This is a genomic window from Williamsia serinedens, from assembly GCF_024171725.1.
GTDB classification, from domain to species: domain Bacteria; phylum Actinomycetota; class Actinomycetes; order Mycobacteriales; family Mycobacteriaceae; genus Williamsia_A; species Williamsia_A serinedens.
The window spans coordinates 301,272-315,413 of the sequence record NZ_JAMTCG010000001.1 but is presented as its reverse complement, the minus strand read 5'-3'; the positions used below and the strand labels follow the sequence as shown (position 1 = coordinate 315,413).

Here is a 14,142-nt window from a genome sequence, read left to right as displayed (position 1 = left end):
CTCAGCGCGCGGTGATGTCGTCGGTCAGGGGCGTCGACTGCATGGTGGCGACCGTGGCCGTGATCCCACGGGCGAGATCCTGTGCGGTCAGGCCCATCTCGGCGAGCAACTCCCCGCGCGAGGCGTGCTCGAGGAACTCCTGTGGGATGCCCCGCTGCTGGATGGTCACGTCGACGTTCTCGGCGTGGAGCCGCGAGGCGACGGCCGACCCGACACCGCCGTGCACCCCGGAGTCCTCGAGGGTCACCACGAGCCGGTGCTCCCGGGCCAGCATCACGACGCTGTCGGGCACGGGCAGCACCCACCGCGGATCCACCACGGTCGCCCGGATGCCTTGCTTCGCCAGCCGCTCGGCGGTGTCGACGGCGAGCGCACAGAACGCGCCCACACCGACGATGAGGACGTCCGCGGGATCGGACCCGGACGACCGGTGCAACACGTCCACGCCGTCGTCGAGACGCTCGACGGCCCGGATGTCCTCGGGCACAGCGCCCTTGGAGTAGCGCAGCGCCGTCGGACCGGTGTCGGTGTCGAGGGCCTCGCCGAGCTCCTCACGCAACCGCAGGGCATCGCGGGGGGCGGCGACCCGCATCCCCGGGACGATCGCCATCAGGGACAGGTCCCACATCCCGTGGTGGCTCGGACCGTCCGGGCCGGTGACACCGGCACGGTCCAGCACGAGGGTCACGGGCTGCTTCAGCAGCGCCACGTCCATCAGGAGCTGGTCGAACGCCCGGTTGAGGAAGGTCGAGTAGATGGCGACCACGGGGTGCTTGCCGCCGAGCGCGAGCCCCGCTGCGGAGGTCAGGGCGTGCTGCTCGGCGATGCCGACGTCGAACAAGCGGTCCGGGAACCGCTCCGCGAACGGCGCGAGACCGGTGGGCCCGGCCATCGCGGCGACCACCGCCACCACGTCCTCCCGACGTGCCGCGGCCTCCACGAGGGCGGAGCTGAACACCGAACTCCAGTCCTGCGGCGGCACACTCGTCGCTCGACCGGTGCGCGGGTCGATGATGCCGATGCCGTGCATCTGGTCGGCCTCGTCGTTCTCGGCCGGCGCGTAGCCCATCCCCTTGCGGGTGACCGCGTGCACGATCACGGGTCCGCCGAACGCCTTCGCGTGCGCCAGCGCGCTCTCCATCGCGCCACGGTCGTGACCGTCGACGGGGCCGACGTACTTGATGCCGAGGTCGGTGAACATCGCCTGGGGCGCGAGGAAGTCCTTCACGCCGCTCTTCATGCTGTGCAGGATCGCGTACGCCAGCGAACCGACCATCGGCACACCGGTGAGCACCTTGCGCGCCTCACCGAGGACCTTCTCGTAGCCGGGCTGCAGCCGGAGCGCGGCGAGGTTCTTGGCGAACCCGCCGATGGTCGGCGCGTAGGAGCGGCCGTTGTCGTTGACGACCACGACGACGGGACGGTCGCCGGCGGTGATGTTGTTGAGCGCCTCCCAGCACATGCCGCCGGTGAGTGCGCCGTCACCGACGATCGCCACGACGTGCCGGTCGAGGTCGTCGAGTTCGAAGGCCTTGCTCAGCCCGTCGGCGTACGACAGCGCAGCCGAGGCATGGGACGACTCGACCCAGTCGTGCTCGCTCTCCGCGCGTTCCTGGTAGCCGGTGAGACCACCCTTCTGGCGAAGCGTGTCGAAGGCGTCGCGGCGGCCGGTGACGATCTTGTGCACGTACGACTGGTGGCCGGTGTCGAAGATGACCGCGTCGTGTGGGGAGTCGAACACGCGGTGCACCGCGAGCGTCAGCTCGACGACACCCAGGTTCGGGCCGAGGTGTCCGCCGACGGCCGACACCTTGTCGATGAGGAAGGCGCGGATCTCCGAGGCGAGGTCGTCGAGCTCGTCGTCGGTGAGGTCCCGGAGGTCCCGCGGTGACCCCACACGTTCCAGCACGCCCATCGTCCTCGACGCTCCCTTCCGCGCCTGGGCGTCCGCCCGGGCACATCGTGTCGATCAGTCTACGGAAACGAGGGCGGCGACCACCTCGACGTGATGGGTCAGACCGAACGCGTCGACGGCGACGACGCGCTCCACCTCGTAGCCCTGCCGGACGAGGAGACCGAGGTCACGGGCCGCGGCGGCCGGGTCGCACCCGACGTGCACCACCGCCCGCGGTCGCGCCGACACGATCCCGGCCACGACGTCGGCCCCGAGCCCGGACCGCGGTGGGTCGGTCACGACGACGTCCGGCCCGGGCAGCGACCCCAGCGCGGGCCCCACCGGCCCGCGGTAGCAGGCGATGCGGTCGTCGCCGGCGAAGGTCTCGCGCGCCGCGGCGACGGCGTCGGCGTCGGATTCCACCACGGTCACGTGCTCCAGCGACGGCAGGGCGTCGACGAGAGACCCCGCGAACACCCCGACGCCGCCGTAGAGGTCCCACGCGCTTCGTGAATCCGGCGCGGCGTCACGGGCCATCTGCGCCACGAGAGCGCTGTAGGCGTCGGCGCCACGCACGTGCGCCTGCCAGAAGCCGGCGACAGGCACCGCCCACTCGCGGCCCCCGACGCGGCGTGTCACGTGGTCGCCGCCTGCGACCGTCCGCGGCGTCAGGCGCGGTCTCCGCGACCGGGCGCGCTGCGATCGCGCCCGTGACGACCCTCGGCGACCGGCCTCGGGTGCGCGCTCGGCGAGGTGGATCCCGCCGTCGTCACCGTGGACCGCCACGACCTCCGCTCCCGGCGTCCACGACCGCCGACCCACCGCCTCGACGAGGTCCGGGACCGGTTGCGCACAGGGAGCGTCGGTGACGACGCCGCTGCCCGCGCGGACGTGCACGCCGGCCACCCCGGCGCCGTCGACCGGCATCCGTACCCGGGTGCGGTAGTGCGACGTCGGCGCGAGGACCTGCATCTGGACGCCGGCGACGACCGCGTCGGGCAGTTTCCCGATCCGCGCCAGCACGTCCCGCACGGCGGTCAGCCGGATGTCGGCCGCGACGGTGTCGTCGGCGTGGGCGAGGTCGCAACACCCCGCCCCCGCCGCGGCGGCCGGGCAGCGGTCGGTGACGCGGTGCGGCGAGGCGTCGAGCACGTCGACGACGGTCGCGGTCAGGTACGACGACCGTCGGTCGTCGACGACGCGGACGCGGACCCGTTCGCCGGGCAGCGCTCCACGCACGAACACGACGCGGCCGTCGTGGCGGCCCACCATGACGCCGCCGTTGCCGGCACGGAGCCCGGACAACTCGACGAGGTCCCCGGCGCCCGGGCCGGCCGACTCGGCCGTCACGGGGTGCGGTCGTCGGCGGACATCGCCGCGGGCGGGATGTCGACCACACCGCGGCGCATGTCGCCGGGGGCGTTGTAGTCGCGGTCGTTGTCCTTGCGCCGGTCCGACGACGACAGCTGCCACGGCACCGAGGTGACCATCACGTTGGGCTCGAACAGCAGGCGTCCCTTGAGGCGCAGCGCGGACTGGTTGTGCAGGATCTGCTCCCACCAGTGCCCCACGACGTACTCGGGGATGAACACCGTGATGACGTCGCGCGGCGAGTCCCGTCGGATACGGCGCACGTAGTCGATGACCGGTCGGGTCACCTCGCGGTACGGCGACGCGATGACCTTGAGCGGCACGGTCAGGTCGCTGGCCTCCCACTCGGCGACCAGGCGCCGGGTGTCGCGGTCGTCGACGTTGACCGTGATGGCCTCGAGCGTGTCCGGGCGCGTGGCGCGGGCGTAGGCCAGAGCACGCTTGGTCGGCAGGTGGATCTTCGACACGAGCACCACCGAGTGCGTGCGGCTGGGCAACACGACGTCCTCGTCGGTGGTGTCGAGTTCGTGCTGTACGGAGGCGTAGTGCCGATGGATGAGCTGCATCAGCCCGAAGATCGCCACCATCGCCACGATCGCGATCCAGGCCCCGGCGAGGAACTTGGTGATGAGCACGATGATCAGCACGGTGCCCGTCATCAACAGGCCGATGGAGTTGATCACGCGCGACCGCTGCATCCGACCGCGGGCCTGCGGGTCGGACTCGGACCGCAGGTGGCGGGTCCAGTGCCGCACCATGCCGATCTGCGACAGCGTGAACGAGACGAAGACACCGACGATGTACAGCTGGATCAGCGCGGTCACCTGTGCGCCGAACGCGACCACGAACGCGATGGCCGCGACGGCGAGGAAGAGGATGCCGTTGCTGAAGGCGAGACGGTCGCCGCGGGTGTGCAGCTGACGCGGGAGGTAGCGGTCCTGCGCGAGGACCGACCCGAGCACGGGGAACCCGTTGAACGCGGTGTTGGCCGCGAGCACGAGGATCAGCGCGGTCACCGTGGTGACGAAGTAGAAGCCCGGCGTGAAGTCGGCGAAGACCGCGTGCGCGAGTTGCGCGACCAGGGACTTCTGCTGATACCCGTCGGGGGCGCCGACGAGGTCGGCCGAGGGGTTCTCGACGTACTTCGCGCCGATCCTGCGGGCCAGCACGATGATGCCCATGAGCAACACGATCGCGATGCCGCCGAGCAGCAGCAGTGTCGTCGCCGCGTTGCGGGACTTCGGCTTCTGGAACGCCGGGACACCGTTGCTGATCGCCTCCACACCGGTGAGCGCGGCACACCCGGAGGAGAACGCGCGGGCGATCAGGAACACGAACGCGATGCCGACGAGGTGGCTGTTCTCGGCCTTGACCGTGAAGTCGGCGGTCTCCGACCGCACCGAGTCGCCGAGGGCGAAGATCTGCACGAACCCCCAGATCAACATCACCACCATCCCGCCGATGAACGCGTAGGTGGGGATGGCGAACGCGGTGCCGGACTCCCGGATGCCGCGCAGGTTCACGCTGGTGAGCAGGACGATCGCCGCGACACAGAACAGCACGCGGTGCTGCTCGACGAACGGGATCGCCGACCCGATGTTCTCCGCGGCCGACGAGATCGACACCGCCACCGTCAGCACGTAGTCGACGAGGAGTGCGCTGCCGACGGTCAGTCCGGCCTTCGGGCCCAGGTTGACGGTGGCGACCTCGTAGTCGCCGCCGCCCGAGGGGTAGGCGTGCACGTTCTGCCGGTAGCTGGCGACGACCACGGCCATGACGATCGCGACAGCGAGACCGATCCACGGCGTGTACGCGTACGCCGACAGACCGGCGACGGAGAGGACCAGGAAGATCTCCTGCGGCGCGTAGGCCACCGAGGACATCGCGTCGGACGCGAAGACGGGGAGGGCGATCCGCTTGGGCAGCAGCGTGTGCCCGAGCTTGTCGCTGCGGAACGGACGGCCCAGCAACAGCCGTTTGGCCGCGACCGAGACGGTGGACACCGTGGACACCAGGCAACCTTAGACGCGGACACACGATCGTCGACGCCGGGCGGTAGCGTTCGCCGCACGTGGCGGGATGCACACCCGACCCACGACGAGCGATCGTCCACCGGATGAGGAGCACAGACACGGTGCGGGTAGTGATCATGGGCTGTGGGCGCGTGGGGTCGTCCCTCGCGCAGGCCCTCGACAGCAAGGGCCACACGGTCGCCGTCGTCGACCGCGAGGAGTCCGCCTTCCGGCGCCTCAGCCAGTCCTACGGCGGCACCACAGTCCGCGGCGTCGGCTTCGACCGGGACGTCCTCGAGGCGGCCGGTATCGCCGACGCCGACGCGTTCGCCGCGGTCTCCTCGGGGGACAACTCGAACATCATCGCCGCCCGGGTCGCCCGCGAGACCTTCGGCGTCGAGCGGGTCGTCGCCCGCATCTACGACGCCAAGCGTGCGGCGGTCTACGAACGCCTCGGCATCCCCACCGTCGCGACGGTCCCGTGGACGACGCAGCGCTTCGTCGCCGCGCTCGGCGTGGGCGACGCCGCCACCGCGTGGCGGGATCCGTCCGGCCAGGTGCTCGTCACCCAGATCACGGTGCACGAGAGCTGGATCGGGCAGACCGCGAAGGTCTTTCAGGAGGAGACGGGCGCGCGCATCGCGTTCATCAGCCGGGTGGGCTCGAGCCTGCTGCCCGAGCCGCGCACCGTCCTGCAGCAGGACGACACGGTCTACGTGGCCGTCCTGCGTGACCACCGCGACGAGGCGTTCGCGGTCGCAGGTGCGCAGCGGGAGGGCGGGGAATGAAGGTCGCCATCGCCGGCGCCGGTGCCGTCGGCCGGTCCATCGCGCGGGAACTCATCGGCGGCGACCACGACGTCGTCCTGCTGGAACGTCGTCGGGAGAACATCGACGTCGACGCCGTCGCCGGCGCCACGTGGGTGCACGCCGACGCCTGCGAGCTCGACAACCTCGAGCAGGCGCAGCTGCAGACGTTCGACGTCGTGATCGCCGCGACGGGCGACGACAAGGCCAACCTGGTGGTCAGCCTGCTCGCCAAGACCGAGTTCGCGGTGGGGCGCGTGGTGGCGCGGGTGAACGACCCGCGCAACGAGTGGCTGTTCGGGGAGGACTGGGGCGTCGACGTCGCCGTGTCCACCCCGCGCATCCTGGCCTCGCTGGTGGAGGAGGCCGTCTCCGTGGGTGACCTGGTGCGCCTCATGACGTTCCGTCAGGGCCAGGCGAACCTCGTCGAGATCACGCTGCCGCAGGACACGTCGTTCGCGGGCAAGCCCGTCCGCAAGTTGGTGCTCCCCCGCGACGCCGCGCTGGTGGCGATCCTGCGGGGCGGTCGGGTGATCGTGCCCCAACCCGACGACCCGGTCGAGGGCGGCGACGAGCTCGTGTTCATCGCACCGGCGGAGGTCGAGGACGACCTCCAGGCCGCGATCCTGCAGTCCTGAGCCCGGCCGGTCAGCGGGTCGGCGGTGTCTCCGCGCCGCTGATCTCGCCGCCGGCGACGCTCGCGTCGTCGGCTGCGTCCTCGGACTCCTCGGTCCGTTCGGCCCACCGGACCAGCAGCACGGTCGCGAGCGCGGCCACGGCCGTCAGCGGCCACCCCATCCCGATACGCGCCGCGGCGAGCCACCCGGTCTGGTCGGAGTCGTACAGAAACGACTGCACCACGTACCGCAGCGCGAACAACACGGCCCACACCGCGGTCGCCAGGTCGTAGGCGAGCAGCGTCCGCCGGTGCTTACGCCAGTCGGTGCCGTTGCCGTTCACGACGTTCCAGATCACGCCGACGAGGGGCCAACGCACGAGGATCGAGAGTGCGAACGCACCCGCGTAGACGAGGGTGCTCCAGATCCCGAAGAGGAAGAACCCCTTGGCGTCTCCGGTGCGGTAGGCGATGAAGGCGCAGATCGCGACACCGAAGACACCGGACACCGCCGGCTGGACCGGTTCGCGGCGGACGACCCGGACGATCGCGATGAGCACCGCGACGGCGAGTGCGGCGACGATCGCCGGCGTCAGCGAAGACAGCGCGTTGACGGCGACGAACACCACGATGGGGACCGTCGAGTAGATCAGGCCGGCGATGCCACCCATCTGCTCGAGGAGGGTCGGCACGGCCTCGGAGACGTCGTCCGACGTCACGCCCGGGCCGCCACCGGCGGTCGCGTCGTCCGCGGGCGCGCCCGACCGGGAGGGGTCAGTCGTCACCGATGAGCTCGTAGTAGGGGTTGTAGACGACCTTCACGCCGTCCTTCACCCCGAGGCGACCGCGAACGGTCAGCTTGCGCCCCGGCTCGATGCCCGGGATGCGGTTGCGGCCGATCCACTTGAGCACGACGACGTCGGTGCCGTCGAAGAACTCGGCGACGACGCCCGTCTTCGCGGCCTTGGAACAGGTCTGCACGGAACGGAGCTCACCGAGCATGCTGACCTCCTCGCCCTGGCCGCAGTCGCACGCGCGCTGCGCACCGGTGGCCTGGGACTGTTCGGAGATCCGCTCGGCGTCGAGTTCCTCGAGGTCGGCGGTCAGCCGCTTGCTCAGACGCTTGAGGTATCCGGCGGCGGTCATGCGCGGCCTCCGGTGTGCGGGACGGGAACGATCATTGCGGGCCTCCGGCCACCGATCATCATCACCCTTCTGACGTCCCGACGGCGTCGTCGGAACACTGCGACAACGGCACCCTGCCGTCGTCGGACCCTCAGGGTAGACCTCGCCGAACGAGCGCACCACCTGCGGGGGACCATCGTCGGATGGCCACCTTCCACACCCCCCCGGACCGGGTCGCGATCACCGCGTCGTCGCTGGTGGCGATGCCCGGGGCCGGCTCGGACGGGGACTACGCGCGACGCGCGCTGGGCCCTCTGGCCGAGACGGTCGGCGTGCCGCTGATCGCCGTCGACCCGGGCCCCGCCGGGATCGTCGCGACCTGTCTGGACGCCCTCGACGAGGCCGCGCGGCACGGCCCGGTGATCGCGGCCGGGATCTCCATCGGCGCGTGCGTCGCGGTGCACTGGGCGGCGACACGGCCGGGGGCGTGCGCCGCCGTGGTCGCGGCGAGTCCCCCGTGGCCGCCGGGCGGGGCCGGCCACTCCCCCGCGGCGGCGGCAGCGCGCGCGACGGTCGCGGCGATCGAGCAGGACGGTCTCGCGGCCGCGATCGCGGCGATGCGGGCCTCGAGTCCTGGGTGGCTCGGGGACGAACTCGGTCGGTCCTGGACGGCGCTCGGTGATCTGCTCGCACCGCACCTCCGTGAGGCGGCGTCGGCGTCGGTGCCCACGGCGGCCGACATGAGCAGGTCGGCCGACCTCGGTGTCGCGACCGCCGTCGTGGCGGTCGACGGCGATGCGGTGCACCCGACCGAGGTCGCGATCGGCTGGGCGGAGATGCTCGGCGTGGCACCCCGGGTGATCGACTTCGACACCTGGGCCGAGGACCCCGGCTCGATCGGCCGTGCGGCGGCCGACGCCCTGCGAGACCTGCGTCCGCCGACCCGCTGAGAACTGTTGTCGCTCAGCGGCCCTGACGTCGACGCAGACGCTGCATTGCCGACCCGGACGACCGACGCTTGCCCTGCGGCGCCGGCGCCTCGTCGCCCTGGGCGGGTGCCGCCGGGTCGACGACCGGGGCGCCGTCCTCGGCCACCACCTGAGCCCGCGCGATCTGTCCGAGCGCGCCCTCGGGGTCGGCCGCGTCGGTTTCGTCGACCTCGTGGGCCGGGGCCTCCGGCGCCGACGGCACGGGTGTCTGTGCCTGGGGGTCGACCATGCCGTTCTCGGCGAAGGCACCCTGGTCGGCCATCTGCTGCTGGGCCGCGGCGACCTGCTCGGCCAGGACGGGCGGCAGGACGACGGGCAGGGGTTCACGCGGGGGGAACGGGTCGCTCCCCCGGCGGACGACGGTCTCGCTGAGCACCGCGCGGGCGACCAGCGCCAGGTCGTCGGCGGACTCGGCCGGGGCGCTCGCCACACAGCGCACCATCCAGCGGGGGCCGTCGACACCGATGAACCGGTGCACCGCGCCCGGCACCGTGCCGATCACCTCGCGGCCCCAGTGCCCCGACTCCGTCGCCGCGGTCGCCCCGTCGGTGCGCAGCGACTCCACCAGCTCGCCGACGACCTCGGCCCACAGCCCGGGCGACCGCGGAGCCGCGAACGCGGCGACGCTGATCCGTCCGTGCGGGGTGACCAGGTAGACGGCCTGCGGTTGGTGGTCGGCGGTCATCTCGACGGTGACCTGCCCACCCTCGACCACGGGAACGAGCACCGACCCGAGATCCAGGTGGGAGTTGTCCAGCCCGAGCTCGTCGCCGAGGTCGGAGATGTCGTAGGGGCCCGCACCGTCGCCGATGCGCGGTCCCTCCGTCGCGTCGCTCATCGTCACCCTCTCCGCTCGTCGCCGGCCTCGAGCAGTCCGTGACCGCCGCTCGACCCGTACCCACCTGTCCCGCGGCTGGTCTCGTCGAGTGTGTCGACCTCGACGAACTCCGGCAGCTCCACCCGCTGCACCAGCAGCTGGGCGATGCGGTCGCCCTTCGTGACCGCGATCGGCTCCCGCGGGTCGAGGTTGATCAGACAGACCTTGATCTCCCCGCGGTACCCGGCATCGACCGTCCCGGGCGTGTTCACGATCGACAGGCCCGCCCGAGCGGCCAACCCCGACCGGGGATGGATGAGGCCGACGGTGCCCATCGGCAGCGCCACCGCGACGCCCGTCGGCACCAGTTCCCGCTCCCCCGGGCCGATGATGGTCGAGATCGCACTGCAGAGATCGACCCCGGCGTCACCGGGGTGTGCGCGCCGCGGCGGCGGGAGACTCGGATCGAGTCGTCGGAACGCAACCGTGCTGACCTGCGCGTCGACTGCCACGGGAGAAGACTACGCTGGCGCCGGTGGCCGACCCGGGACACCCTGGGCCCGACCCGTTTCCGCCCCCGAGACGAACCGTGAGACCCGATGACCCCCGGCAGGACCCATGAGTGACCAGCACGCCACGCCGCATCCGACGTCGACGCCGTCCGCGGCGGAGGACCGGTTCAGCGAGCGTCTGACGGTCCCCCTGTGGTGGTGGGCCGCCGCTGCGGTCGTCGTCGGGGTGTTCGGCTACGAGATCCAGCTCGCGGCACGTCATGCGGCGGTCTCGGCGATCGCCTACCCCCTGGTCGCCCTGCTCGCGGCGTGGCTGCTGTGGTCGATGGGGCGGACGCGCGTGCGTGTCGCGGCCGACGGGGAGCTGTGGGCGAACAAGGCCCACCTGCCCCCGTCGGTCATCGCCCGCACCGCGTCGATCCCGGCCACCGCGAAGAGCGCGGCGCTGGGTCGCCAGCTCGACCCGGCCGCCTACCTGATGCACCGTGCGTGGGTGAAGACGATGGTGCTCGTCGTCCTCGACGACCCGGACGACCCGACGCCCTACTGGCTGGTCTCCACCCGACGGCCCGCCGAGCTGATCGCGGCACTCGGCCGCACCGACGCCGCGCTCGACCCGCCCAGCGCCTGACCGTCGCCGGCACCCCGGACACGACGACGGCGCCGCACCCCGATGGGGTGCGGCGCCGTCCGTGTCGGTGGGTCCGGCCCACCGCTGGACCGGACCGGTGCGACCTACGCGCAGTCGACGCAGATCCGCGTGGCGCCGTTCTCACGGGCCAGACGACTGCGGTGGTACACGAGGAAGCAACTCGTACAGGTGAACTCGTCGGCCTGCTTCGGCACGACACGCACCGACAGCTCCTCACCGGAGAGGTCCGCGCCGGGCAGCTCGAACGACTCGGCGGTGTCGCTGTCGTCCACGTCGACCGAGGCGGCCTGCGCCTCGCTGCGACGAGCCTTCAGTTCCTCGAGCGAGTCCTCGCCGAGGTCCTCGGTCTCGGTGCGGCGAGGAGCGTCGTAATCAGTAGCCATCTTTCGCCTTCACTCCATCCCATCGAGTGACACCTCTCCCACGCGGGGTTCGCGGTGGATGGGGTGTCGAGGTGTCGTCGACCCTGCTGCTTCGAGTCGTCTCCGCGAGCCGCGGAGTGCCCATCTCGCAACGACATCCCTGTCGAATTCATTGCCATCGTCGACGTCGCGGGGTGTGACGTTCGCCACTGTTGCCGAACTGATCGTCCAACATCTCTGCATCGCGAAGGCGGCCAGAGGTTAGCTCGCGACGAGCCGCGGGTCAACCACCGCCTGTCGCGGCGCCGCACACCGGTCCGCCGTCTACTGTGTGACGCGCGTCGCCCGTCCCGGCGGCACGTCCCCCCGGGGAGAGTTCACGCAGAGGAGAGTTCACGCCTCGTGGTTTCGCAGATCACCCTGGGGTACCCGACCGACGACCGCGGACGGCCGTTCCAGCGTCGCCGATGGGTGCCGTTCGTCATCGCCGTCGTCGTGCTGCTCGTCCTCGCGATGATCGTGTGGGTGAGCGCGCTGAGCAAGGGCTCGTCGGACCCGGTCGCGACGACGTGCAACCAGCCCACCGCCCCGTCGGCGTCCGCGTCGTCCTCCGCGGCCCCCACCTCCGCCGCACCCCGAACCACCGTCGCGGCGAACCAGCTCGTCGAGGTCGCCCCCGCCCCCCTCGCCTCGTTCCAGGTGCGCGTCCTCAACGCCTCGGCCCGCCGAGGCGAGGCCCGCAGCGTGCTCGACGACCTCACCGGCCAGGGGTTCACGCCGGCGACCGACACCCCGTACGCCGACGACACCGTCTACCCGGACCAGGACCTCGACTGCGTCGGTCAGATCCGGTTCGGACCGGCCGGACGCGCCGCGGCCGCCGCCGTGTGGGTCGCGGTCCCGTGCGCGGAACTCGTCGACGACGGTCGCCCCGGCACCGTCGTGGACCTCGCGCTGGGTCGTCAGTTCTCGAGCAAGGAGCAGACCCAGGACCAGCAGGCCGTGCTCGAGGCCCTGCGGTCCACCGACACGTCGGGTCGCACCGGCGGCGCGGCCACCGGCGCCGACCCCTCGCTCGTGCGCGCGGTGCACAGCAGCGCCTGCTGACCACCGGCGCCGACGGTCAGAGCGGGTCGAGCCCGCCCAACTCCTCCAGCAGGGCGAGGAACTCGTCGGCGATCCCCGGGGCGACCGCGACGGTCGGCAGCCCGTCGGCGCTGCGCGACGTGGGCGCCGGTGTCCGGACGACCGCACCCGCCTCCGCGGCGACGAGAGCTCCCGCCGCCCAGTCCCACGGGTTCAGCGCGTGTTCGACGTGGGCGTCGACCATCCCCGCCGCGACCATGCACAGGTCCAGTGCCGCCGACCCGATGCGTCGGACGTCCTGCACCCGCGGCAGCAGCGCCGCGATCAGCGCCCCCTGCGCGGCGCGACGGTCGGCCTGATAGCTGAAACCCGTTGCGACGAGGGCCATCGAGACCGACTCGACGGGTGTCGCCCGCAGCCGTACCGGGTCCGTCCCGCCGCCCGCCTCGAGCCAGGCACCGCCCCCGCGATGCGCCCGGTAGACCATGCCGCGCGCGACGTCGACGACGGCGCCGGCCACCGACTCGCCGCCGACCTGCGCGGCGACCGACACCGAGTAGGCGGGCACCCCGTGCAGGAAGTTGACGGTGCCGTCGATCGGGTCGACCACCCATCGCACGCCGTCGGGCACGTCCACCGACCCGCCGTCCTCCTCCCCGAGGACGTCGTCGTCGGGTCGCAGCCGCGCCAACTCGCGCCGGATCAGCTCCTCGGTCTCGGTGTCCACGATCGTCACCGGGTCGGTGGGCGTGCTCTTCGTCGTCACCGCGTCGGACCGGAAGGCCGACGAGACGTCGTCGATGAGTTCGGCCCTGCGCGTACGCACATGGTCGGCCGCACCACGGGCGACCTCGACCGCGATGGCGGCGAGTTCCTCAGCTGTCGTCACCCCACAATGTCAGCACGACGACCACCGACCCGCGACGTCGGTGGACGCCAGGACACCGCACAGGCCGCGTGACTAGCCTTGAGCGCGAACCGGTGTGACGTGGCGCGCAGGCGTCGCCGACCTGCCGTCCTCCCGCCCGCTGTCCCCCGCACGCCGTGCAGAACCAGGAGACGACCATGGCCCCCGAGACCCCGGCAGACGACGCGTCCGGCGCAGCCGTCCCGACCCAGGCGTTCGGAGTGGACGTCGGCGGTTCGGGGATCAAGGGCGGTGTGGTCGACCTCGGCACCGGGGAACTCGTCGGTGAGCGGTTCAAGGTCCTCACCCCCCAGCCGTCGACGCCGGAGGCCGTCGTCGGGGGGATCAAGGAGGTCGTCGACCACTTCGGCTGGACCGGCCCGGTCGGTGTGACCCTGCCGAGCGTCGTGTCCGGCGGGGTGGTGCGCACCGCCGCCAACATCGACAAGGGGTGGATCGGCACCGATCCCTATCCGCTGCTGGCGTCGACGCTCGGTGACCGCGGGTTCTGCGTCCTCAACGACGCCGACGCGGCCGGGATGGCCGAGGACGCCTACGGCGCCGGCCGGGACAAGTCCGGGCTGGTCATGCTGCTCACGTTCGGGACCGGGATCGGGTCGGCGATCCTGTTCCACGGCAACCTCGTCCCCAACACCGAGCTCGGGCACATGGAGGTCGGCGGCAAGGAGGCCGAGCACCAGGCGTCGTCCAAGGTCAAGGACGACAAGGAGATGTCGTACGAGAAGTGGGCCAAGCACGTGTCGACCGTGTTGAACGCCTACGAGGACCTCTTCTGGCCCGACCTGTTCATCGTCGGCGGCGGCATCAGCCGCAAGGCCGACAAGTGGGTGCCGCACCTCACCGTCCGCACCCCGGTCGTGCCCGCGACGCTGCAGAACACGGCGGGTATCGTCGGCGCGGCGATGGCGGTGACCGCCGGCCTGCGACCCTGACCCCCGGGCCCGGCAACAGCCCGTGCCGTGGCGGGCGGTC

Annotated in this window: 15 protein-coding genes; 6 read left to right on the top strand and 9 right to left on the bottom strand. The window is 71.9% G+C overall.

The genetic code is table 11. The features are described 5' to 3' along the window. Window position 1 precedes the first annotated feature (1 nt). Genes dxs through LX12_RS01410 form a run of 3 tightly spaced genes read right to left on the bottom strand, consistent with a single transcriptional unit; the run spans window position 2 to window position 5,277 of the window. Window positions 2-1,915 (bottom strand): 1-deoxy-D-xylulose-5-phosphate synthase, encoded by a 1,914-nt coding sequence (gene dxs, locus LX12_RS01420; RefSeq protein ID WP_253652714.1) that lies wholly within the window; start codon window positions 1,913-1,915, stop codon window positions 2-4. A gap of 54 nt (window positions 1,916-1,969) precedes the next feature. Beyond that, complete coding sequence (locus LX12_RS01415; RefSeq protein WP_253652713.1) at window positions 1,970-3,244, bottom strand: class I SAM-dependent RNA methyltransferase; 1,275 nt, start codon at window positions 3,242-3,244, stop codon at window positions 1,970-1,972. Then, window positions 3,241-5,277 (bottom strand): APC family permease, encoded by a 2,037-nt coding sequence (locus LX12_RS01410; protein WP_253652712.1) that lies wholly within the window; start codon window positions 5,275-5,277, stop codon window positions 3,241-3,243. Before LX12_RS01410 ends, LX12_RS01415 begins: the two co-directional genes overlap by 4 nt. Before the next feature lie 122 nt (window positions 5,278-5,399). Here LX12_RS01410 and LX12_RS01405 point away from each other — a divergent pair, with 122 nt between their 5' ends. Both LX12_RS01405 and LX12_RS01400 read left to right on the top strand, forming a co-directional pair. After that, complete coding sequence (locus LX12_RS01405; RefSeq protein ID WP_253653142.1) at window positions 5,400-6,065, top strand: potassium channel family protein; 666 nt, start codon at window positions 5,400-5,402, stop codon at window positions 6,063-6,065. Continuing rightward, window positions 6,062-6,721, top strand: a complete 660-nt coding sequence (locus tag LX12_RS01400) for a potassium channel family protein (RefSeq protein ID WP_253652711.1) — start codon at window positions 6,062-6,064, stop codon at window positions 6,719-6,721. Before LX12_RS01405 ends, LX12_RS01400 begins: the two co-directional genes overlap by 4 nt. A gap of 10 nt (window positions 6,722-6,731) precedes the next feature. On the opposite strand, the gene LX12_RS01395 is transcribed toward LX12_RS01400, so the two are convergent. Both LX12_RS01395 and LX12_RS01390 read right to left on the bottom strand, forming a co-directional pair. Beyond that, entirely contained in the window at window positions 6,732-7,418 is a 687-nt protein-coding gene (locus LX12_RS01395; RefSeq protein ID WP_253653141.1) for a DUF3159 domain-containing protein, read from the bottom strand. A 55-nt stretch (window positions 7,419-7,473) separates the two neighbouring features. After that, window positions 7,474-7,845 (bottom strand): OB-fold nucleic acid binding domain-containing protein, encoded by a 372-nt coding sequence (locus tag LX12_RS01390; RefSeq protein WP_253652710.1) that lies wholly within the window; start codon window positions 7,843-7,845, stop codon window positions 7,474-7,476. 182 nt (window positions 7,846-8,027) lie between these two features. Here LX12_RS01390 and LX12_RS01385 point away from each other — a divergent pair, with 182 nt between their 5' ends. Beyond that, window positions 8,028-8,774, top strand: a complete 747-nt coding sequence (locus tag LX12_RS01385) for an alpha/beta fold hydrolase (protein ID WP_253652709.1) — start codon at window positions 8,028-8,030, stop codon at window positions 8,772-8,774. A 13-nt stretch (window positions 8,775-8,787) separates the two neighbouring features. Here LX12_RS01385 and LX12_RS01380 read toward each other — a convergent pair whose 3' ends face one another. After that, window positions 8,788-9,651: a DUF3710 domain-containing protein gene (locus tag LX12_RS01380; RefSeq protein ID WP_253652708.1), complete on the bottom strand. Its 864-nt coding sequence runs from the start codon at window positions 9,649-9,651 to the stop codon at window positions 8,788-8,790. A gap of 2 nt (window positions 9,652-9,653) precedes the next feature. Continuing rightward, entirely contained in the window at window positions 9,654-10,142 is a 489-nt protein-coding gene (dut, locus tag LX12_RS01375) for a dUTP diphosphatase (protein ID WP_253652707.1), read from the bottom strand. 106 nt (window positions 10,143-10,248) lie between these two features. Between dut and LX12_RS01370 the strand changes: the two genes are divergently transcribed. Next, complete coding sequence (locus LX12_RS01370; protein ID WP_253652706.1) at window positions 10,249-10,773, top strand: DUF3093 domain-containing protein; 525 nt, start codon at window positions 10,249-10,251, stop codon at window positions 10,771-10,773. 104 nt (window positions 10,774-10,877) lie between these two features. Here LX12_RS01370 and LX12_RS01365 read toward each other — a convergent pair whose 3' ends face one another. Continuing rightward, window positions 10,878-11,177, bottom strand: coding sequence for a DUF4193 domain-containing protein (locus LX12_RS01365; protein ID WP_253652705.1), 300 nt, complete (start codon window positions 11,175-11,177; stop codon window positions 10,878-10,880). 381 nt (window positions 11,178-11,558) lie between these two features. On the opposite strand from LX12_RS01365, the gene cei reads away from it, so the two are divergent. Continuing rightward, window positions 11,559-12,263, top strand: coding sequence for an envelope integrity protein Cei (cei, locus tag LX12_RS01360; protein ID WP_253652704.1), 705 nt, complete (start codon window positions 11,559-11,561; stop codon window positions 12,261-12,263). A 16-nt stretch (window positions 12,264-12,279) separates the two neighbouring features. On the opposite strand, the gene LX12_RS01355 is transcribed toward cei, so the two are convergent. Beyond that, entirely contained in the window at window positions 12,280-13,131 is an 852-nt protein-coding gene (locus tag LX12_RS01355) for an inositol monophosphatase family protein (RefSeq protein ID WP_253652703.1), read from the bottom strand. A 176-nt stretch (window positions 13,132-13,307) separates the two neighbouring features. Between LX12_RS01355 and ppgK the strand changes: the two genes are divergently transcribed. Continuing rightward, window positions 13,308-14,102, top strand: a complete 795-nt coding sequence (gene ppgK / locus LX12_RS01350; RefSeq protein WP_253652702.1) for a polyphosphate--glucose phosphotransferase — start codon at window positions 13,308-13,310, stop codon at window positions 14,100-14,102. Window positions 14,103-14,142: the final 40 nt, after the last annotated feature.